Consider the following 22,200-nt stretch of genomic DNA (forward strand, 5'->3'; position numbering starts at 1 on the left):
AATGGAGGAGAATTCAAAAATACTAGTAATAACAAGGAACAAGAAGCGCTTTGCGACTTACTCCACTGCGCTTATGTTTTTTCCGTTGGTTGCGTGGATGCTAGCAATTGCTAGCAAAAGTTACCCCACAACATTTGCATCCATAGCAAAGATTCACAGCGAGATACCCGTCATTTGGCTTCTCGATCTTGTTCCCTTTATTTTTGCCAGTGCTATTCTTCTTTTTTTGAAAGAGCATAAGGAAAAGATTTCAGAACTGGAGGATGAGCTAACAGAAAAGAAGGATACAATTAACCGAAACGCCATCTTTGCCAAGCAAATTGGAGAAGGGAACTTTGCCATTGATATCGAAAGCAACGAAAAGGATGTTCTTGCGAAGTCGCTGATTCTAATGCGCGACAACCTCCTTAAGAATAACAACAAGGAAGCCGAAGAGGCTTGGATTGCGGAAGGGAAAGAGGCCATTTCAAACATCCTACGTATCCATAATAAGCTCGACGTACTGGCGTACGAGGTACTTGTCTGCCTTGTAAAGTACTCAAAGGTTGTACAAGGGTCCTTCTACTTCTACGACGAAGAACGTAAAGCTATCGTAAATCTAGCTTCATACGCATACAACCGCCGTAAGTACGTCAACCAAGAATTTAGAATTGGCGAAGGACTTATTGGTCAGTGCGCCTACGAAAAGGATATTATTTATAGAACAGAGATACCTGATGATTACTTTACCATAACCTCTGGTATTCTTGGCGATCAGAAGCCACAAGAGCTAATCATCATTCCTCTTATTACCGATGAGAAACTTTATGGGATATTAGAGTTTGCATCGATATCTGAGATACCGCCGCTTACGATTCGCTTTTTCAAGGATCTTGCAGAGATTATTGCCCGTACCATATTCAACATCAGCGTAAACGAGCGCACCGAAAGGTTGCTTCTCGAGTCGCAGCAAATGACCGAAGAGCTGCGCGAAAACGAGGAAGAGTTGCGTCAAAATGCAGAAGAAATGATGGCAACCCAAGAGGAACTCGAGAATACGAATACTCGCCTCGAAATGCAAATCAACGAGGTAGAAAACGTGCAAAAGAAGCTTCACTCGCTGCTCGAAAATGCCTCAGAGGTTATCTCTATCTACAACAAGGATTTGGCGCTTTCCTATATCAGCCCATCCGTAACATCAATCTTGGGCTTTACCCCCGAGGAAATGATTGACGGTATGGACAAGCAACGCCTTACCAAAAAGGGAGAAGAACATCTCGACGAACTCTTTCAGAACCTACTGTATAATCCTCAGCAAAGCTATACCATTCAGTACACCTTCATGAAGAAGAATGGTGACAAAATTTACCTCGAGGTTACAGGCCGCAACCTTATCTCCGACCCTGCCATCAACGGTATTATTCTTAACATGCAGGATATTACCGAGCGCAAGCGTGCCGAAAAAGAGGAGCGCATGAAGAGTAAGATGCAGGCGCTTTCGGAAAACTCTATCGACCTTATCATGCGCCTTAGCACTATGGGGCAGATTTTTTACGTCAACCCAACCGTTAAGTCGTATTTCGATATCGATGCCAAAAAGATACAGAACCAAACCATAAGTTCGGCAAACTTGCCCAACTCGTTGGTAGAGTTTTTTACGACAGCTATATCTACCATCAGCGAAACCAAGCAAAAGATGGAAGATGAGATTTCGTTTGAATCCAACTTCGGGAAGACGATCATGCATATCGTTGCGATTCCTGAATTTAACGATAACGAACTTGAAACCATTCTATTCGTATCGCACGATATCACAGAGTCGAAGCGCATCGAGATGGAGATTCAGGAAAAGAACCGCAACATTACCGAAAGCATCAACTATGCCCAACGCATTCAAAGTTCGATACTTCCCGATAATAGGTTGCTCCGCAAGTTCCTTCCCAACTCGTTCATGTTCTACCTTCCACGCGATGTGGTCAGCGGCGACTTCCCCTGGATGTTCGTTAAAGATCATAACAGCATTTACGTAGCTGCAGTAGACTGTACCGGTCACGGCGTACCCGGAGCGCTGCTCTCGTTCATTGGCTACTTCATTCTTAACAATACCGTAGATAAGGACAGGTCAATGAGCGCCGGCGAGGTACTGGATGCGCTGCACAACGAGGTTCGTACGACCCTTAAGCAGGATAGAGTTGATGCAGATGCCCGCGACGGAATGGATATTGCGCTATGCAAGATCAACCTAAAGGATAATATCCTCGAATTTGCAGGAGCTCACCGTCCGCTATACCTATTGCGCGACAACCAGCTTCAGGAGTTTAAGGGAGAACGAAGGGCAATTGGAGGTATTCCTTCGATGAAAAAAGCAGAAATGCCGTTTACCAACCATACCATCAACATACAGCCATCCGACAAGATCTTTATCTTCTCCGATGGACTACCCGATCAGGTTGGAGGAGCAGAAGGCAAAAAGTATTCGGCTGCTCGAATCAGAAACCATATTACGGCAAACCCAGACCTAACCATGACAGAGTACGAGGTGCTATTCAATAAGGACTTTATGGAATATAAGGGTTCTAATAAGCAAATCGACGATATACTACTAATTGGAATTGAGTTTTAATTAGACACATGTAATAACAACAAGCTATGGACAACAAGAACATTAAGGGGTACATAGAATTCATCTACGATTTTTACAAGTCGATGAAGGCTCATGAGATATCCCTTGTATATGAGGGGGAAATAACTCATCAGATTACCAAGGCCTTTACCACTATGGCTGAAACAAACATGCTAAAGGACGAGGAATCGAATTCTGTACAAAAAAAGGTATTCCACGTGATGGTAGAATGCCTCCAAAACATTAGCAAGCATGCTGATGCCCCAGGCCTTGAGAACGATATTTTTGCCTCTAGGGGACTTTTTATGGTTAGCAAAGGCTCAAACAGCTACAATGTTACAACAGGTAATATTGTTGAAAACGACAAAATATCGGAGCTAACTGCCCTGCTCGACCATATCAACTCGTTGGATAAGGATGGCCTTAAAGCGCTTCATAAAGAGCAGATGCAAAAGGGTAGCCTATCAGAAAAGGGAGGTGCAGGACTTGGCTTTATTGACATTGCCCGTAAAACAGGAAATAAGCTCGAATACCATCTTCTTCCTGTTGACGACCTGACCCACTTTTTCGTGCTAACATCAACCATAACAAGAGAATAATAAAGATTTTACCATATTTTTGCGACATGGAAACAATTAAAATACTTGGAACAGACGACACTCCTAATGTAATTCTGGATGCTAACAACGAGATTTTCGAAATCTCTGGACGCTCGCTTCCAGAAGACGTGAGCGCTTTCTACGAGCCAATTCTTAGCTGGCTCGACGAGTATGCCCAAAATCCTAATCCAAAAACCGTTTTCACCTTCAAGCTGGTTTACTTCAACACAGCCTCTTCGAAGCTGCTTCTAGACATCCTGATGCGCTTCGAGCACATGAAGGAAGACGGTGCCGATGTAACCATCCGCTGGTGCTACCCCGACGATGATGAGGATATGGAGGAAGCTGGCGAAGAGTATGCCGATATCGTAGACGTACCTTTCGAAATGGAGGCTTATTCCCTATAAATCAATTTGAGAACTGGCTGGCGATAACTTGATAGTATGAGCGAAGAAATCTTAAGAGCGCTGATGCAGCTTTTTGCCCTTATCGTAAAACAAGACGAAGGGGTAGAGCGTAAGGAACGAGAGTACGTAGAAAACTTTCTGGTTCAGCAGCTCAACGAGGATGCGGTAAAGGAGTATCTTACTCTTTTCGACCAGCATGCAGGACTGCTAGCAACCGATGGCGAAGAGGAAAAGGAAACTAAAAAGAGTAGACTTACCTCCGTAAAAGATTCGGTGCGCATTCTTGGAATCTGTAAGAAGATTAACAAAACGCTTACGCAGCGACAAAAAATTGTCGTTCTCGTTCGTCTATTCGAGCTAGTAAACTCCGAGGGTCGCTTCTCGGAACAGCGCATGGCAATTATCAATACCGTCGCCGAAGTTTTCAACCTTTCGAAGGAAGAATTTAAGGGAATAGAGGAGTTTGTCCTAAACAACACCGCCGAAAAACTAGACTTGCCTGACGTACTCACTGTCCATAGCAGAACGATAGAGACGGAAGGCAAGCAAATCTTTTCCGAAGGTCTATCGGGCATTATCGCCATACTTCAGATCAAATCAGTAGAGCTCTACTTTCTGAAGTACACCGGCCATGACGACCTCTTCCTCAATGGTCTTCCGATCAACAACAAGCGCATATACCTCTTTGCCAACGGTTCTACTATACGTTTGCCAAAGGCAAAGCCCATTTACTACTCCGATGTTCTTGCCCGCTTCAAGGCTGATGAGAACTACACTCCTCTTTCATACGAGGTAAACAACATCAGCTACCGATTTAAAACCGGAAACCTTGGACTACGCAGCATCTCGTTTGCCGAGGAACAGGGAAAACTCATCGGCATTATGGGAGCCAGTGGAGCAGGTAAAACCACACTCCTTAACGTGCTTTCGGGCATCGAAAACCCCACCGAAGGCGAGGTGCTGATTAACGGGCTAAACCTTCACTCGCAAAGCGAAGAGCTTAAAGGCATCATTGGCTTTATTCCACAAGACGACCTGCTAATCGAGGAACTTACCGTTTTCGAGAACCTATACTACAACGCGAAGCTTTGCTTTAAAGATAAAACAGATACAGAGGTTCGCGATTTAGTTGATAAAACGTTGCTTCTTCTTGGGCTCATTGACCAAAAGGACTTAAAGGTTGGAAGCCCACTAAACAAAATGATTAGCGGTGGCCAACGCAAGCGCCTTAACATTGCGCTGGAGCTTATCCGCGAGCCATCTATTCTATTTGTTGATGAGCCGACATCGGGACTTTCGTCGCGCGACTCGGAAAACGTGATGGACCTTCTGCGCGAGCTTGCCCTAAAAGGAAAGCTCGTGTTTGTGGTTATCCACCAGCCATCGTCGGATATCTACAAAATGTTCGACAACATGCTGATCCTCGATACAGGAGGATACCTCATCTACCAGGGAAATCCAGTAGAGGCAGTAATGTACTTTAAGCGTCTCGACGCCCAAATCAATAGCGATGTTGGGGAATGCCCAACCTGTGGCAATGTAAATCCAGAGCTAATATTCAACATTGTAGAAGCAAAGGTGGTCGATGAATTTGGCCGCTACACAGCCCTTAGAAAGGTATCGCCTCCAAAGTGGGAAGAGCACTACAAGGAAAACATCAAGATGCCAAAGGTGGAAACCATCAAAAACGCACCACCATCGGCGCTAAAGATACCTTCAAAGTTAAAGCAGTTCTTCATCTACACGATGCGAGACTTCCGTAGTAAGATTAGCAACATCCAGTATGTGATGCTTAACTTGCTCGAGATGCCAATTCTCGCCTTTATTCTTGCATACGTAACCCGCTATATAGCCAACCCAAAATCGGACATATACATTTTTAAGGATAACGAGAATATCCCGATTTTCATCTTCATGTCCATCATCGTAGCGCTATTCGTTGGGCTAACTTTGAGTGCAGAAGAGATTTTCCGCGACCAAAAGATACTAAAACGAGAATCGTTCTTAAACCTCAGCAGGTTAAGCTACCTTTTCTCTAAAACGCTTATACTGCTTTCGTTATCGGCAATCCAAACTATACTTTTTGTTCTGATTGCTAATTCCATCCTTGGGATAAAGGATATGTACTTTACCTACTGGCTAGTACTATTCTCAACGGCCGTATTCGCGAACCTGCTCGGATTAAACATCTCGGCAACATTCAACTCCGTTGTTACCATTTACATTGTTATTCCATTGTTGATGATTCCAATGATGATGCTTAGCGGCGCCATGTTCACCTTCGAAAAACTGAACCGCAGCATCAGCAGCACCAATCGTGTTCCAATTATCGCCGACCTTATGGCAACCAAATGGGGCTACGAAGCGCTTGTCGTATCTCAGTTTAAGGATAACCAATTTGAAAAGTACTTCTACGACATAGATAAGGAAGAAAGCAAGGCCAACTACAAACTAGTTTCCTACCTTCCAGAACTACAAAAGCGCCTCGACCAAAATGGAGAAGCGCTAAAGAATCCAACATCCGCAACTAGTAAAGAAGTACTAGAGGATAACATTGCAGTACTACGCCATGCCTTTGCTCTAGAGAAAATAGCAGTTCCTGAAATTAGGTTTGCTTATCTAGATCAGTTCACTCCTTCAACGTATAACGTAGCCATAAACAAAGCGGCTTACAGCTACACCGATCAACTCCTAAGCTACTATGGAAAAGCATTTGCACGTTTTAACGGCAAAAAAGAGGCATTACGTTCCTTCATGGTCAACAAAAACGAAAAGGTTTACAACGAACTTCGCGCACAGTACCATAACGAAAGCATTAGCGATTTAGTAAAGCGACCTTTCGAGAAGAATAAAATACTACAATTTGGCAATGAACTCGTTCAACAGTACGAACCTATTTTCAAAGATCCTTCTCCTAAAGGATTCTTCGATTTCCGTTCGCACTTTTTGGCCCCCCAAAAGTATTTTGCAGGTAACTACATAGACACCTACTGGTTTAACGTTGCCATGATATGGCTGATGTCGATTCTTCTTTTTATAGCCCTTTACTTTGAACTACTGAAAAAATTGCTATTTTCGTTCCCATATAGACTAGCATTGTTAAAACCCAAAAGTAAAGCCGAAAATTAATGGGAATAATCAAAAGAGTCGGTTTTCTCCTTGCGCTTACCGTTTTGCTCTACTCTTGCATGTCGGATACAGCAAAAAAAGCAAAAAATGAGTTCGAAATGCCCGACTCTCTCGTATCTACAGATACAACTAACGGAGAACAGGCGTTAGACCAAACAAAAGATATGGTAGACCATATGGTTGATAACCTAGGATCTCCTATTGAAACTATTGCCCTGCTAAAAAGTTTGGGAATTCCATTTAACAGCACGCTTCTGGCTTCGAACGACGATGTAGACCGCTTCAATAGTAGCTACTCGCAGGCAGCCGCACTTGGCATCTATGGTGCCGACCTAGGTTATCTGAACTTCTATGGTAAAACATCTCATGTTCTTAGCTACATCTCAACCGTAAAGGGCCTTGCGGATGAGCTCAAAGTTGGTCAATTTTTTGACTACAGCACACTTAAAAGACTTGCATCCAACAACGACAATATAGACTCGTTAATATTCATCTCGCGCAAAAGCATGAACCGAATAGACGAGTATCTACGCAAAACCCAACGAAGTAGCCTAAGCGCTGCTATTGTAACGGGCGTTTGGATAGAAGGAATGCACTACGTAACTCAATTTTATAGGCTTAACCAAAAAAGTCGTCTTAAAGAAGCAATAGGAGACCAAAAAAACCTAATTGCGCTACTCATCAAGGTTTTGAACGGCTACACCTACCATCCCGAAATGGCGGAGATGAAAAAGTACCTTGAGTACATCAACGAGCCTTACAAGAATGTTACAATAACAGTCCAAGAAGGAGAGCCAGAATATAAGGAGATTAACGGCATTTATACCGTTATCCAGCACGACAAAACGGTTATAAATATAACCACCAAGCAGATTAACGAAATCACAGCCCGTATCCAAAAGGTACGAAGTAAACTATTGGGGGAATAGCACTATGAAAAAGATACTTCTATTTATAATCTTTGGTTTTGTTTTCTGCCTATTAGGTACAAACAAGGTGTTTGCACAATCAGAAGAACAGCTGCTTGAAATAAACGGAAAAAAAGCCAACAAGGCCTGCAAGGTGACCTACGAGAAGGACTACAAGATTAAGCTTCTTGAAGGCACGCCAGCTCCTCAAAGCAAATTTACCGTGGTTCTTACCAAAAACGTTCAGTACCGATTTGTAATAGTAAGCTCTAGGGATTTCCCCGGTCAGGGCATATTTAAGCTTTACGACAATGGAAAAGTCGTTTTGAATAGTTACCAAGAAAACACCGATACGGTAATGGATGTCATTGACTTTAATTGTACAAAAACAGGCCCCTATCACATATTTTGTGAGTTTAAGGATGGAATGGCGGGTAATGCAGTCTTAGGCCTTTACGTAGTAAGAATACTCTGACACTTGCAATAAGATAAAAGAAGAGGGATTTCTATTCGAAATCCCTCTTTTACTTTTTAAAAGAACAGCTTTGGAGTAAAAACAATTAAGCCCACAACAAAAGCTGTAAAATTGGCAATAAGAACAGAAGCGGCTCCTAGGCTCTTAGCCACGTCTATAAAAGGAGCATCAGCCATATTCGGTGCACTCGCCAAAAACTCAATAGAAATACTAGCAGCAACTGTAGAAAGCACAAAGCCTATTGCAAAAACAACAAAAACCCATTCCACGCTAGTAAGTTCAAATTCAATTCCAGCAATTACAACAACTATAGCAGCAGCAATATCGAACCACGCATTAGGTTCAAATTCAATGAGGTTTGCAACACCTTCAAAACCGAGTTTTAAGGTCCTATACCTAGATCGTACCGAAAGCTTTTTCATAGAAGTATTCATAGCAACTAACAATTGTTTATTAAAACGTTTGACGTGTTTTCGCTAACAAATAAAAGCCACAAAGCATAGAGTAAAATTCGCACTATACGAACTAAAAGTCAACTAAAAAACCAACAAATAAGTATTATTGTATCCGATAAATAGAAGTAATATCAAACAAATATTTTCAAGACCAATACTCATTTTTATTCAATAAATAAACCTTAATTAAATTTCGATTGTTATATTTACAAAAAAGACAATTAATACTTCGACAAAATGGATACACAAGCAAAAAAACCAGTTGAAAAGGTAAAAGGCAAGAGAGGAAGAAAGCCCCGTCAAACGCCTGTAGAACTTATCATTTCACTTATTAACAAGCTCGAATCATTCGAAGATTTAGACAGGCTAGCCGATGAAATTGTAACCATTAGAAACAGCAAAAAGGAAGCTGAAATTAACAGGCTTAAAGCCCAACTTGCCAAGCTTCAAGGATAGCCGTAAGCAAGAAAAAGAACATAAAGCACGTAGAAAACCATCTTCTACGTGCTTTTTTACAATAAGGAAACAAAAAAGGGCTGCATTGCTGCAGCCCTCAAATTTATGCGGTAAACCGATTGTTTAGTCGTTTAGTGACCAGCGAAGGAAACCTGTAACTTTTGCTTCAGCATCGGCGCTCTTAAGGTAAGCCTCTACGCTCATTTTAGCATCCTTGATGAAGTCTTGAGCCATCAGGGTGTTATCCTTAAAGAACTTATTGAGTTTGCCAGGGGCAATCTTCTCAATCATATCCTCTGCTTTTCCTTCAAGACGAAGCTGCTCTTTCGCAATTTGAAGCTCCTTTTCAACAACTTCAGCAGGAGTTGAACTCTTATCAAGAGCAACAGGATTCATTGCTGCTACTTGCATTGCAATATCCTTAGCAACCTCTGTGTTGATTACCTTAGAGAAAGAAACCAAGGTAGCCAGTTTTTTATTCATGTGAATGTAAGGAATAACGAAGTTATCCTCTAGCTTACCATAGAAAGAAATGCCAAGCTTTTCACCTGTAACACCAGACTTCTCAGTTACCAAGTCAGCAATAGAAAGACCATTTAGGTTAAGAGCAAGTAGCTCTTCTAGGTTTGCTGGTCTTTTCTCGATAGCAAGGTCAAGGATGCTTTCTGCAAGACCAACGAAATCCGCGTTCTTAGCAACGAAGTCAGTTTCGCAGTTTAGGCAGATAGCAGCACCAAACTTACCATCGGCAGTAGTTTTAGCGATAACAGCACCTTCGGTAGCCTCACGGTCAGCACGCTTGCTGGCAATAAGCTTACCTCTTTCGCGGATAAGATCCTGAGCGCGCTCGAAGTCGCCATTAGCTTCTTCAAGAGCCTTCTTGCAGTCCATCATCCCGGCACCGGTCATTTTACGTAGCTTTGCTACATCGGTTGCGGTAATAGCCATTGTTAAAATATTTTTATCGGTTATTGAAAACAGATTATTCAGCACTCTCCTCTTCTTGAGCAGGAGTTTCAACCTCAGCTTCGTCAGCTACAGGAGCCTTCTTAGCCTTTGCCTTTGCTGGCTTGTCAGCCTTAGCAGGTTGGCTGTCTTTTTCTTTTTCCTTTTCAACCTTGCGCTCTTCTAGGCCTTCTTGGATAGCAGAAGCAACCACGTCGATAACTAGGCTGATTGATTTAGAAGCGTCGTCGTTAGCTGGGATAACATAGTCAATTGGTGTTGGATCACAGCAGGTATCTACCATAGCAAATACGGGAATGTTAAGCCTCTTAGCTTCACGAACGGCATTAGCTTCTTTTTGAACGTCTATCACAAAAAGTGCAGCTGGAAGACGGGTAAGGTCAGCGATAGAACCAAGGTTCTTCTCGAGCTTGGCGCGTTGACGGGTAATTTGTAGTCTTTCGCGCTTAGACAATGACTCGAAAGTACCGTCGGTTGACATCTTCTCAAGTGAAGACATCTTCTTTACAGCTTTACGGATGGTTGGGAAGTTAGTAAGCATACCACCGGGCCAGCGCTCGGTAACGTATGGCATATTAACTTGGCTTATTCTTTCCGAAACGATTTCTTTTGCTTGCTTCTTGGTAGCAACAAAAAGAATCTTACGGCCTGATTTTGCGATTTGCTTAAGGGCACTTGCGGCCTCATCGAGCTTTACAACGGTCTTGTGTAGGTCGATAATGTGGATGCCATTGCGCTCCATGAAGATGTAAGGAGCCATCTTAGGATTCCACTTTCTCTTTAAGTGACCGAAGTGAACACCAGCATCAAGAAGCTGGTTGAAATTTGTTCTTGGCATTTTTTTGTGTTTTACTTGTTTAAAACCTCTTCGTCAACTGTCGAGTAGCATACTGGTCTCGTCAGTTTTTCGCAGCAGGGCAACGCTCAAGTAGTACCCGAAGGTAGTCTCGTAGGTTTGAAACCCAGTCTGCAACAAATAGGAAGAAAAAAAAATTAACGTTTACTGAACTGGAATCTCTTACGAGCCTTTGGTTGACCTGGCTTCTTACGCTCAACAACACGAGAGTCGCGAGTTAGAAGGCCGTTAGCTTTAAGAACCGAACGGTTCTCAGCATCGATTTCGCAAAGTGCGCGAGAAATTGCAAGGCGAAGCGCCTCTGCTTGACCCTTAACGCCACCGCCATCGAGGTTAACCTTGATGTCGAACTTACCAAGCTGGTTGGTAAGCAAAAGGGCTTGGGTTGCAGTGTACTGAAGTACACCAGTTGTGAAGTAAACTTCTAGTGGCTTGTTGTTGATTACGATCTCACCCTTCCCAGGGGTCATGTAAATACGAGCAACAGCCGCTTTTCTTCTTCCTAGCGTGTTAACAACTTCCATGCTCATTACTTAAGATCTTTTACGTTGATAACTTTTGGTTGTTGAGCCTCGTGTGGATGCTCTGCACCAGCATATACATGCATGTTACGGAACAACGCAGCGCCAAGGCGATTTTTTGGTAGCATACCCTTAACGGCCTTTTCTACAACGAAAAGAGGCTTACGCTTTAGCATATCTGCAGGAGTTGCAAAGCGTTGTCCACCAGGGTATCCGGTGTGGCGAACGTACACCTTATCGGTAAGCTTGCTACCGGTAAAGCGCACCTTCTCTGCATTAATGATGATTACGTTATCACCACAATCAGAGTTTGGAGTAAATGAAGGCTTGTGCTTACCTCTCAGAATTTTCGCAACTTGAGATGCAAGGCGGCCCACTACTTGATCGGTTGCATCTATCACAACCCACTCCTTCGGAGCAGATACTTTATTGACAGATACAGTCTTGTAACTTAGTGCGTCCACTTTACTGTAAATTTTTGGTTAATACCTGTTATAACTGTGATCCAACCCCACTTTATGGGGCTTGCAAAAATACAACTTATATTTAAAACCACAAAGAATTGCTCACCGTTTTGTTTTTCTGTACATTACATTTTAACAGATCGCCTCCAAATCCGAGAAAACTCTAAACCTTCGTCACCCCAATAGGGATGCTCAAACGCCAATTTAGAGCCCCAATTGCAGCCAACAAGCTTGCTTTCGGATTTGCAATGTCCTAAGTTTGCCCCAAATTACGCAGCACCTTGAATTCAAGACGCTGCTACACCTTAATAACAGTTTTTTTAACTACATTAGACGCAAGGCTTATACGTTATGAAAATAGACCTAGTACTCGTCGGGAAAAGTGACCAGAAATACCTTCAAGAGGGTATAGACATCTACCTTAAACGCCTAAAGCACTACTGCCAATTTGAGATGAAGGTAATTCCCGACTTGAAAAGTACCAAGAGTCTCAGCGAAGAACAGCAGAAGGAGAAGGAAGGTGAACTGATTATGAACCAAATTAAGGACTCCGACTTTGTGATACTGCTCGATGAACGAGGAGAGTCACTGTCGTCAGTTGACTTTGCACAGCTAATCGAGAAAAGGCAGGTTGCAGGAACTCGAAAGATCAGCTTCGTCATCGGAGGCCCATACGGATTTTCGAAGGAGGCTTACGCCAAGGCCAACGCTAAGCTTTCGCTATCGGCAATGACTTTCTCGCATCAGATGGTTAGACTTCTTTTTATAGAACAGCTATACAGAGCTTTTACAATAATTAATGGAGAACCCTACCACCATAAGTAAGCAAAGAAAAACCATTCGAAGAAAGAAGACGTTTTTCGTAGGCATAGCTGCGATCCTAGCGGCTGTTGTGCTATACCTATCGGCACAATTCGCACCGCGCCTATCTACCTACAACAGCAGCAACATCAAAAAGATTGAGAGTACTATACTCAACAAAAAGGAGCTGCTTCGCGAAATAGCCAAGGCCTGGTTCAGTACCAAAGACACCTCGCAAAAAGCGGCATTCGATATACTCGACGACAGAACCATTTCGAAGCTAAACAAGGAAAACATAGGCATATTCCTTTGCGACAGTACGAAGCTGGCTGCATGGAGTACCATCCCCAACATTGCCGACTCAATGCTTGCCCGCATCGACACCACCATGCGCCTCTACAGCTTCAACGACGGATGGTTTCTCGCATCCCGCTTTAAGCACAAAGGGAAATCGGCAATTATAAGCATTGAGGTTCAAAAAAGGTATCGCTTTACCAATAAGTTTTTAGAAAATAGGTTTAACCCCATACTAGACATACCCGCATACTTTAAGATAAGCAGAAGCTCCACTGCTGCCCCTAATACAAAGAATACATTTGTTGTTAGGGCTGGAGATACGCCTGTTTTTGTACTCGAAAAGGATAAGAACATCTCCACACCCAATCCCATTAAGGATGCTCTTATCTACACATCGCTCATTCTCCTAATTATTGGAGGTTGGCTCGTCATCCAATCGATATCCTTTAAAAGGAATATTCGGCTATTCTTCTTCTCGCTACTTGGCTGGAGCGCAATCTGCGCTATTCTTGTTAATACACTTGCCACCTTCCCTTCATCCTTAACGTTCTTTTCGCCCGAGCTCTACACCTCGAAAGGAGCATCATCGCTTGCCGTACTAGCAGCCTATACGCTAATCTTTATATCCTTCTGCTCCACCATATACAGGCACTATGTAGACTATAAAATACAGAGACGAAGATTCCTAAAACCGCTTGCAGCTCTTCTTTCGTTATTCCTATCGCTAATTGTACTTGCAGCGCATTTAATTGTATCGAGCCTTGTAAGCCATGCCTCTGTTTCGTTTGGCGTAATAAAGATTTCGGAAATTAGCCGCTACTCGCTGATAATATACCTCATAATCGCGCTTATCATCATTAGCATTATACTCCTTTCCAACCTATTCTTTAGGCTTTTTAGGGAGATACCAACCCGAACTAAAGCGGCAATACTTGCCATCCCACTTTTGATCGTTTCGGGCATCCTTGCGCTAACCGACTCGTCTATTGCCATCTTTTTTGCGGCCACTCTTGTCACCTATGCCATCTTTCTCTTCAGGCTCAAGGCCTACATGCGCATCGGCATCCGCGACATTTCCCTAATTCTGATACTTTGGGCTGTAGCAACATCAACCGTCATCTGCCATTTTGTGGTGATAAAGGACGAACGCAATCGCATCGAGTTTGCCGAATCGCTCTACAACGAGAAGGACCCCATATTTGAGGCTTCCCTACCCGAGCTTACCCAACAGATCGTAAAGGACAAGACCATCCATCAGCTCATACATAACCCCTCGGCTAACGATAGCATCATCTACCAGCATATCAAGAAAAATGTACTCCGAGGCTACCCGAGTAAGTATAACCTACGCATTACCATTTGCCCCGTAAAGGCAAACCTTTTCCTACCCAACGAAAAGAAGACCACCAGCTGCCAGAAGTACTTCAACGACATCTTCCAGCAAAAGGGCTCAAAGATTAAGAACTCGGCCTTCTACCTTATCCGCAACTTCCCCGGAGAGATTTGGTACATTGGGCAAATAGACTACCTCTGCAGCAAAGGGCTCACATCGCTATACGTAGAGTTCAACGTTAAAACCATCAGTAGCAACCCCGGCTATCCAGAGCTACTTCTTAAGAAAAACGAACCGCGCGTTAAGGGCTATAGGGACTACGAGTACGCCCACTACTTCGACAGCAGTTTGGTTGCCAAAAACGGTAGCTACTCCTACCCATTTATAATAGAGCCTCCCACTAAAAAAGACAGCATTCAGGTACGCCCTCAAAAAGGCTACTCTAACCTATACTACCGCTTCGACCAGCACAACACAATGGTGATATCGAGGCCTATTCTAAACCTTTTCGACATTGCCTCCTGCTTCTCCTACATCTTCATCTCGCTGGTACTAGTAGGACTTCTGGTGCTCAAGTTTAGCCGTTTTCCTCTCGACGACACCCTATCGCTGCAATCCTTTAAAGGAAGAATAACCCTTTCGTTTGTGGTGGTGCTCATCGTTACTCTGATACTTACGGCTGCCGTATCGCTAACCTACGGCATCAAGCGCTTTGAGGCCTACAAGGAGCAAACCATACAGGATAAGATGAAGAGCGCCATCCCGGCCGTGTACAACGCGCTCTACACGCCAAGCTCCGAGTCGCTCACCGACGAGCTCGTTAAGATATCGAACTACCTATACGTCGACGTAAACCTCTACAATATAAGCGGCGAGCTGGTGGCTACATCGCGCCCCGAAATCTTTTACGACGGTCTACAAGGCTTTAAGATGTCGCCAAAGGCGTACAAAAGCCTTGCGCTTATCTACGATGGCTTTTTTGTGGATAACGAAAAGATCGGCGACATGACCTACACCTCGTCGTACTCGCCCATCTCCGACAGCAACGGCAAGCTCATCGGCTACGTCAACCTACCCTACTTCCTGCAGTACGACAACCTCCGCAAGGAGCTCTACACCATCGCCATCACCATAGCCAACATCTTCATCCTGCTGCTGCTTCCGGTAATCCTGATTGCGGTACTCATATCCAACTCCATCACCAGTCCGCTGGCTCAGATCCGCAACCGCATGCGCATCTTCGACCTAAAGACGAACCCCGAGCCCATCCCCTATAAGCAAAACGACGAGATTGGCGACCTGATCGTGGAGTTCAACAAGATGATCCTGCAGGTAGAGTCGAGCGCGAAGCTGCTGGCCGACAACGAGCGCGACCTAGCCTGGCGCGAGATGGCCCGCCAGATTGCCCACGAGATAAAGAACCCGCTTACCCCCATGAAACTGAGCCTGCAGTACCTGATGATGCTCAAGGGTAAGAAGGATGAGCGCTGGCTGGAGCAGTTCGACCGCTTTGCCGCCTCGCAGGTAGAGCAAATCGACTCGCTGGCCAAGATCGCCAACGAGTTCTCCGACTTCGCCAAGATCAACTTCGACGAGCAGATCACCATTCTAGACCTCCGCGCAGCCGTAAACGAGATACTCCCTATCTTCGACGGCTTCCCCAACCTCAACTTCGAGGTTAATATGCCCAATGCTCCTGTAAACGTAAGGGTAGGCCGCGAGCACCTTAAACGAGTTATCGTTAACCTGGTAAAGAATGCCATACAATCGGTAGACGACGATAAAACCGCCATCATCGCCATCACGGTAATCGAAGAAATGGGCAAGGCAACCCTATCGGTTAAGGACAACGGCAAGGGCATCGCCGACGAGGTTAAGCCGAAGCTCTTTACCCCCAACTTCACCACCAAGTCGTCGGGAACGGGGCTTGGGTTGGCCATCTGCAAGAACCTGATAGAGGCCTACAACGGTACCATATGGTTCGAGTCGGAGGTTGATCGGGGATCAACGTTCTACATCGAGCTGCCTAGCGTTACGGCACCCGCGTAGGGGCGAATTACATTTGCCCCTCGTTTTATATGAGCCGCCAGCATGGCGGCGCTACCCCTCCAAAAACAAAGAGCGCAGCCATTGTATGGCTGCGCTTATTTTGTGGTTTATACGGCTCTCCTAGTGCCCTTCATAAAACCAAAGAGTTTCCCCAAAGCTGTATCATACTCGTTCCGAAAGATTCTTGAGCGAATCTTTCGGTTATCCACATCTCCTTTGTGAGGATATCGGCCATACCCCCATACTCGCCGGAAACAAAAAAGCATTTCTCCTTCGATTGCTCCTCGATGATTCGCTTTAGCTCATCCCTATACTGGGGGTCGATCCCAACCAATGGGTCTTCCAGCAAAACAAGGTGAACGTTTAGGTACACCAGCATGACGATTTCCAGAAAGCGACGTTGCCCATCCGTAAGCTGGTAGCCCTTGCTCTCTAAAAGCGGCTTTACGAAGCTGCTTTCGGCAGCTTGTGCAGCCATCTTTGCCCCGCATACCAGCGTCAGCATCCGGCTCACCTTTATATTTCTTTGGAAAAAGCTGGTTTGAGGCAAGCAGGCAACACGCATCTTCGAATTAAATATCCGTACAAGCGGACTATCGCCAACCTTTACGAATCGGCGATCTGCTTGAAGAGAGCCAAAGGTGGGGCCAAACAACGACTTTTTCTCTCGACCATCACCACCCGCTAGCCCAACGATTTCGCCCTTTCGGCTGCGCGAAAACAGATCGTTTAGCACCTGCTTAACTTCAAGCCTACTATTCCGTCCATCAGAAAGCATTGTAACCATACCAAAATAATTAACCTATACAAACAATCGGGGTCCTACCACCTGCATGCAAAAGCCATTAAGCCAATTCGACGTTTCCACATTCGCCGTAACGATGCAGCAACATCCAAGCTGCAGGTAAAAATAAGCTGCCCTTAAAATTAGTATTTTAGCTGTTAAATAGTACACGTTAGCTGATAAAATTCTCCTCCATCCCCCAAAGCCCGAATCGAAATGGGCCAAGACAGCGCCAACTCGTGGGGGCACATGCCATACACCCTCACTCTACATCAGCCATACGAGCCGCCAGCATGGCGGCTCTACCCCTCTCAAAAACGTAAAGCGCAGCCGTGGTAAGGCTGCGCTTGTGTGCATTCGTATAATTGCGGTCTAAGGCCACTACATGTTTCGACGGAAACGCAGTTCGAAGTAGCCATTTACATATTCCTTCGAGCCTCGTGCATTTATACTACGTCGAACAGCGTTAACCTATCGTCACCTTTTCCTCCCTCTGCCTCTAGCAATGTCTTGGAAGGAAACCTTAGCTACTCCACCCTTCGTAGAATAGCTCTTATTGGAACAGACCAACCCTCTGACAAGGGAGGTGAGATAGGTTTTCCATCTATAGTAAGTGAGAGATGGTCTACGTAAGGTCGAATTTTCCACTCTAACTGCCCATTTCTTATTGCTATCTTACCATATGTCACTTTACCCTTTAACGGATCCTTAAAGAATACACCTAATGAAACTGAGTCGGGAATCCCGCTTTTGTAGTTGGACGCAGATATAGGTTGCTTACTGTTGCTGTTAAATACCGTATCCTGTGGAAGGTCTAGACAGCCGTGCACAATCTCACCATGAAGGGTATACTCATAGGTGCCGCAAATTGCTTCAACGTCGTATTCGTAGAATACCTCTCGACACTTGTATAGCTTCAAGGTAAAGCAGCTGGTGTCCGTTTTGGCTTGCCAGGTGCCAACGTAGCGGCCCACCGCACCTTCCTGCTTGTAGTATCGGAATGGCTGCTGACCGAAGCACGCCAGCGTGCTTGCCACTAGAAAACCACCTAGCAGCAGCTTCAGAGCTTTTTCTATCATAGGGTTCGTATTATGGCTAGCATTTTATGTTTATGGGGTTTCCCAGCCCATCTCTGGTTAGCGGGTCGTAATCGTCGTCAGCTATTTTGGTAAAGAGCATCAGTCCGGCGTTATCTATGAATTGTAAAAATTTTGTTTCCAGCTCACGAATGCATATGTTTTCAAACCATGTCAGGGGTAAAAAGCAATAATCAGCCCTCACCGAGTAGTGCAGCTGATTCTGTTTGGTGCAGGCTCTTGCCAGTTAAGATGTGTTAGGACGAGGCTGTGCCTCGTCCTAACAGAGAAACCTTAGCTACTCCACCCTTCGTAGGATAGCTCTTATTGGAACAGACCAACCCTCTGACAAGGGAGGTGAGATAGGTTTTCCATCTATAGTAAGCGAATGATGGTCACTGTAATGTCGAATTTGCCATTCCAAAAAACCATTACTTATGGTAATTCGTCCAAAAGTACTTTTATTCTTTAGCCAATCTCTAAAAGATAATACTAATGAAACGGAATCGGGTATTCCTGTTTGGTAGTTGGCCGCAGTAATAGGCAAGCGCTTGCTAAACCATTTACAAACGGTATCCTGCTGAAGGTTTAGGCAGCTGTACACCAGCTTGCCGTTAAGGGTGTACTCGTAGGTGCCGCCAACCCCTTCAACATCGTAGTCATCATAAACCACACGGCACTTAAAGAGCTTCAGGGTAAAGCAGCTGGTGTCCGTTTTGGCTTGCCAGGTGCCAACATAGCGACCCACCGCACCTTCCTGCTTGTAGTATCGGAATGGCTGCTGGCCGAAGCACGCCAGCGTGCTTGCCACTAGAAAACCACCTAGCAGCAGCTTCAGAGCTTTTTCTATCATTGGGTTCGTATTATGGCTAGCATTTTATGTTTATGGGGTTACCCAGCCCATCTCTAGTCAGCGGGTCGTAATCGTCGTCAGTTATTTTGGTAAAAAGCATCAGCCCAGCGTTATCTATGAATTGCAAAAATTTTGTTTCCAACTCGTAGGAGTTTAGATCCCAAACTTGATTTTTAAAAGTTTCATTAAAAAACCCTTCCAACGCCCCATAGCCGTTTGTCAAACCCCAATTTTTCGCAAAAGCAGCAAATTTTCCACCATCAGCTATGCTTAGGAAGTAAACGGTATTGTATGATGTTGCAACACCATAATTAAAAGATGCAGGATCGGCATGTCCTGTCCTGTATGCATCCCACATTACCTTAATATCACCTGCAGAAAATATAGCCCCACATTGGCTTGGATGGCTATGTATCATTGTTGCTACGTAGGTATTAAGAGACATTCCCACAATACAATTATCCGCTAATCCAGTATACGGCGTACAGATACCTCTATTGTTTATTACAGTTCCAAATTCAACATTACTTGTTTTGGCATTTTGCAATAGTTCTTTAATATAAGTTGATAAGTTAGGTGTACTTGCAATTCTTGTTGCCATAGAACATGGATCGAAGGGTATGGGATTTGGTATAATAAAGGGACCACCTGTTCCATTCGGTTCGTTAGTATCTGGATCTGGGTCGGGATTGGGATCGGTATTTGGATCAGGGTTGTATGGTCTTTCCCCAATTATCACCAGTTCATCAATATCACCTGTCATTGGTATTGGCATAGTTTTGAAAAGTAACTCCTCCATATGGGTCTTTATGGAACAATCGCTTTTTGGGTAGGCTACATCAAGCAAAACAAATCCCATGCTTATTTGATCTCGATCGAGGTATTGTTGATCGCTTTGATCAACAGATCCCGAAACAAGCAAGCCGGCAGACGAAGGCTCGACGCCAGCACGCGAGCTGTACGGTAGCGATATTCCGTTCTCTTCAGCGGCATCCAGAATATACTGATCATCTCGGCAATCTATTTCATATGTACCCCATGGTAAAATAAGCGTAACCTTGTAAACCTTTGCCGACTTCAAATATTTCGCCTTATGCCAGCTTGGCTCGGACACCTTGGTGTCGTACGCTTGGTTGTCGGCAGATGTGCTTCGAAACAGCAGGTTCCTCTGCTTCTGGTACGCTTCAATTTCCGAGAGCAGGGAGGCTCGTGTGGTACAGTTCCACATCGCGAAGATCGCTCGGGAGCGAAGCTCCCGTACTTTAGCTTCGTAGTCCGCAATGGCCGCATCCTCTTTGGTGCTCCAAAAGCGGCTGTCCTTATCTACCGTGTAGCGAACAATTTTTTCATGAAGCATGCTGTTGTGGGTCACTCTGAAGAAGTACTCGACGAGGCGGTCAATGTCCGCATCCGTTCGTTCAAGATCCTTGCTGGTTAGGTTCTCTGAAGTGCTTTTGAAGTCGGTGAGGGCTAGCATCCGATTTGCGGCAGCGAGCGACGAAAGATCTTGAAACAGCTGTTTTCTTGCTCGAATAGCTTCCTTCTCTTTGCTGTTTTCAGGCTCAATGCCCTCTTTATGACAGCCTACGAAAGCAATACCTACTAGCAGAAGTGCGAAAATGTGCTTTATTTTCATGTGTTAAAAAAGATTTATTGCGCAAACATGAAGCATTTTTCACTGTGAAAAAAATTAAGATTGCTTGATAATAGTATATATTTTTTTATCGTAATCGCACATTTGCTTAACATTGAAAGCCCAAACACAATCACGGTGGCCAAAGCTTTTAGCCATCGAATTCGCTTCGGTTACAGCATCGTCTACTTGTCCCCCAAACTTACCAATTCCGCCCCACCCTTCCCATCCCTTAACCGAAAAACCGCACCCAAACCCCTTCCACCCGCACTATAAGCCACATAGCAGAAAAAAGTTGCCGGTTGTAGCTAATTTTTTCATCAAATATTTTTGGTTATTTAAGTTAATCCTATTAGCTTTAAGACGTTTTCAAAATATTTACAACCACAAACAATTAAGTATCATGACAAGTACCACAGAAACCGGCAACGCCAAGAACGTGGACAACGCCGAATTCCTAATCGCAATCATCGCCACATTTGGCACCAAGTACAACCCCAGCAACCCCGCCATTGCCACTACGGCCCTGCAGGCGAAGGTAACCGCCGGCCGTAAGTCCATCAACGACGTAAGCCTTGCACAGGGAAACTTCTTCCAGGCCGCTTCCGCCCGCGAGGAGGCGTTTAAGGGGCTGCTACCGCTCACCACCCGAATCGTTAACACGCTGAAGGCCTCCACCACCTCCGAGAATATCGACGCCAACGCCACCACCATTATCCGTAAGCTTAGGGGAAGCCGCGCCAAGCCCCTCCCCGAGCCCAAGCCCACCGCCCAGGGCGAGGTGGCCGTTAAGGCGGAAACCGTCTCGGTGTCGCACAAGAGCTTCGACAGCCTGACCGACAGCCTCGACGAGCTGGTGAACCTGCTGGCCACCACGCCCGAGTACGCGCCCAACGAGCCCGAGCTCAAGCTCGAAGCCGTTAGAGCCTACGCCACCGAGCTGCGCGCCAAGAACAACGCCGTGAACGCGGCCATTGCCGCCCTCGATGCCGCCCGCGCGGCCCGCAACCGCGAGCTCTACGAGCCCGACAAGGGGCTGGTTGATCTTTGCCTTACCGCCAAGCTCTACGTAAAGGCCATCTTCGGCCAGTCGAGCCCCGAGTACAAGCAGGTGGCCAAGGTAGAGTTTCAGAAGAATTTAATCTAATTCTTACCATAAAATACCAAGGTCTGGCGTGAGCCACACCTCCTTTCTGTAAGGGCGGAAGTCTACTGTAAGGACTTCCGCCTATTTTTTTGCAGATAAGGCTGCTGCAGCAATTGCCGTCAAAGCTACGTATGAAGGAATAAAATCGAAACGTAAAATAGATGCACAACGAAAAGTCGGCATGGATTGGTAAAAAGAGTCGTAAGGCTATCCCGTAAACACCATGGCGAAGTTGAAGGCGCTAGCTGTCAAGCTAAGGATTTTTTTCAAAGCCTAATGCATAATCATGGCAGTTTATCCCCTTTTACCTTTAAGAAATGACAAAAGAAGGTGTTTGATTGTTCTTGAGGAAAAGAAGACCAAGAGGGAAATGAGTTTAATCCCCTAGG

19 protein-coding genes are annotated in these 22,200 nt (G+C 44.9%); 10 read left to right on the forward strand and 9 right to left on the reverse strand.

The window, feature by feature from the left end; translation table 11 throughout:
- Position 1: 1 nt before the first annotated feature.
- Genes CLV25_RS15035 through CLV25_RS15060 form a run of 6 tightly spaced genes read left to right on the forward strand, consistent with a single transcriptional unit; the run spans position 2 to position 8,120 of the window.
- Positions 2–2,602, forward strand: coding sequence for a PAS domain S-box protein (locus CLV25_RS15035; RefSeq protein WP_131840490.1), 2,601 nt, complete (start codon positions 2–4; stop codon positions 2,600–2,602).
- Between the two features lie 26 nt (positions 2,603–2,628).
- Positions 2,629–3,201, forward strand: coding sequence for a SiaB family protein kinase (locus CLV25_RS15040; RefSeq protein WP_131840491.1), 573 nt, complete (start codon positions 2,629–2,631; stop codon positions 3,199–3,201).
- A gap of 26 nt (positions 3,202–3,227) precedes the next feature.
- The gene (locus tag CLV25_RS15045; RefSeq protein ID WP_131840492.1) at positions 3,228–3,608 is read left to right on the forward strand and encodes a DUF1987 domain-containing protein; all 381 of its coding nucleotides are present in this window, start codon (positions 3,228–3,230) and stop codon (positions 3,606–3,608) included.
- Between the two features lie 36 nt (positions 3,609–3,644).
- The gene (locus CLV25_RS15050) at positions 3,645–6,737 is read left to right on the forward strand and encodes an ATP-binding cassette domain-containing protein (RefSeq protein ID WP_131840493.1); all 3,093 of its coding nucleotides are present in this window, start codon (positions 3,645–3,647) and stop codon (positions 6,735–6,737) included.
- Complete coding sequence (locus CLV25_RS15055) at positions 6,737–7,666, forward strand: hypothetical protein (RefSeq protein ID WP_131840494.1); 930 nt, start codon at positions 6,737–6,739, stop codon at positions 7,664–7,666. Before CLV25_RS15050 ends, CLV25_RS15055 begins: the two co-directional genes overlap by 1 nt.
- Before the next feature lie 4 nt (positions 7,667–7,670).
- Positions 7,671–8,120 carry a hypothetical protein gene (locus CLV25_RS15060; RefSeq protein WP_131840495.1) on the forward strand — a complete coding sequence of 150 codons (450 nt, stop codon included), beginning with the start codon at positions 7,671–7,673 and terminating at the stop codon, positions 8,118–8,120.
- Between the two features lie 56 nt (positions 8,121–8,176).
- Here CLV25_RS15060 and CLV25_RS15065 read toward each other — a convergent pair whose 3' ends face one another.
- Positions 8,177–8,542 carry a diacylglycerol kinase family protein gene (locus CLV25_RS15065; RefSeq protein WP_165877107.1) on the reverse strand — a complete coding sequence of 122 codons (366 nt, stop codon included), beginning with the start codon at positions 8,540–8,542 and terminating at the stop codon, positions 8,177–8,179.
- Between the two features lie 270 nt (positions 8,543–8,812).
- Here CLV25_RS15065 and CLV25_RS15070 point away from each other — a divergent pair, with 270 nt between their 5' ends.
- Positions 8,813–9,031, forward strand: a complete 219-nt coding sequence (locus CLV25_RS15070) for a hypothetical protein (RefSeq protein ID WP_131840497.1) — start codon at positions 8,813–8,815, stop codon at positions 9,029–9,031.
- 123 nt (positions 9,032–9,154) lie between these two features.
- On the opposite strand, the gene tsf is transcribed toward CLV25_RS15070, so the two are convergent.
- From tsf to rplM, 4 genes are all read right to left on the reverse strand, one after another.
- Positions 9,155–9,979 (reverse strand): translation elongation factor Ts, encoded by an 825-nt coding sequence (gene tsf, locus CLV25_RS15075; protein ID WP_131840498.1) that lies wholly within the window; start codon positions 9,977–9,979, stop codon positions 9,155–9,157.
- A gap of 34 nt (positions 9,980–10,013) precedes the next feature.
- Positions 10,014–10,835, reverse strand: coding sequence for a 30S ribosomal protein S2 (gene rpsB / locus CLV25_RS15080; protein WP_131840499.1), 822 nt, complete (start codon positions 10,833–10,835; stop codon positions 10,014–10,016).
- A 155-nt stretch (positions 10,836–10,990) separates the two neighbouring features.
- Complete coding sequence (gene rpsI / locus CLV25_RS15085; RefSeq protein WP_131840507.1) at positions 10,991–11,377, reverse strand: 30S ribosomal protein S9; 387 nt, start codon at positions 11,375–11,377, stop codon at positions 10,991–10,993.
- A 5-nt stretch (positions 11,378–11,382) separates the two neighbouring features.
- A complete protein-coding gene (gene rplM / locus CLV25_RS15090) occupies positions 11,383–11,838 on the reverse strand; it encodes a 50S ribosomal protein L13 (protein ID WP_131840500.1) in 456 nt (151 codons plus the stop codon).
- A 351-nt stretch (positions 11,839–12,189) separates the two neighbouring features.
- Here rplM and rlmH point away from each other — a divergent pair, with 351 nt between their 5' ends.
- On the forward strand, positions 12,190–12,663 hold the full coding sequence (rlmH, locus tag CLV25_RS15095; protein WP_131840501.1) for a 23S rRNA (pseudouridine(1915)-N(3))-methyltransferase RlmH: 474 nt from the start codon (positions 12,190–12,192) through the stop codon (positions 12,661–12,663).
- Positions 12,638–16,318, forward strand: a complete 3,681-nt coding sequence (locus CLV25_RS15100) for a sensor histidine kinase (protein ID WP_131840502.1) — start codon at positions 12,638–12,640, stop codon at positions 16,316–16,318. Before rlmH ends, CLV25_RS15100 begins: the two co-directional genes overlap by 26 nt.
- 130 nt (positions 16,319–16,448) lie before the next feature.
- Here CLV25_RS15100 and CLV25_RS15105 read toward each other — a convergent pair whose 3' ends face one another.
- The 4 genes from CLV25_RS15105 to CLV25_RS16225 all read right to left on the reverse strand — a co-directional run bounded on the left by CLV25_RS15105 (position 16,449) and on the right by CLV25_RS16225 (position 20,667).
- On the reverse strand, positions 16,449–17,105 hold the full coding sequence (locus CLV25_RS15105; protein ID WP_131840503.1) for a hypothetical protein: 657 nt from the start codon (positions 17,103–17,105) through the stop codon (positions 16,449–16,451).
- A 524-nt stretch (positions 17,106–17,629) separates the two neighbouring features.
- Complete coding sequence (locus tag CLV25_RS15110) at positions 17,630–18,181, reverse strand: DUF6705 family protein (RefSeq protein ID WP_131840504.1); 552 nt, start codon at positions 18,179–18,181, stop codon at positions 17,630–17,632.
- 295 nt (positions 18,182–18,476) lie between these two features.
- A complete protein-coding gene (locus CLV25_RS15115) occupies positions 18,477–19,031 on the reverse strand; it encodes a DUF6705 family protein (RefSeq protein WP_131840505.1) in 555 nt (184 codons plus the stop codon).
- 16 nt (positions 19,032–19,047) lie between these two features.
- A complete protein-coding gene (locus tag CLV25_RS16225; protein ID WP_317129334.1) occupies positions 19,048–20,667 on the reverse strand; it encodes a 2Fe-2S iron-sulfur cluster-binding protein in 1,620 nt (539 codons plus the stop codon).
- Positions 20,668–21,067: 400 nt separating this feature from the next.
- Between CLV25_RS16225 and CLV25_RS15125 the strand changes: the two genes are divergently transcribed.
- Positions 21,068–21,811: a hypothetical protein gene (locus tag CLV25_RS15125; RefSeq protein WP_131840506.1), complete on the forward strand. Its 744-nt coding sequence runs from the start codon at positions 21,068–21,070 to the stop codon at positions 21,809–21,811.
- Positions 21,812–22,200: the final 389 nt, after the last annotated feature.

This window comes from Acetobacteroides hydrogenigenes (assembly GCF_004340205.1).
In the GTDB taxonomy this organism is placed as follows: Bacteria; Bacteroidota; Bacteroidia; order Bacteroidales; family ZOR0009; genus Acetobacteroides; species Acetobacteroides hydrogenigenes.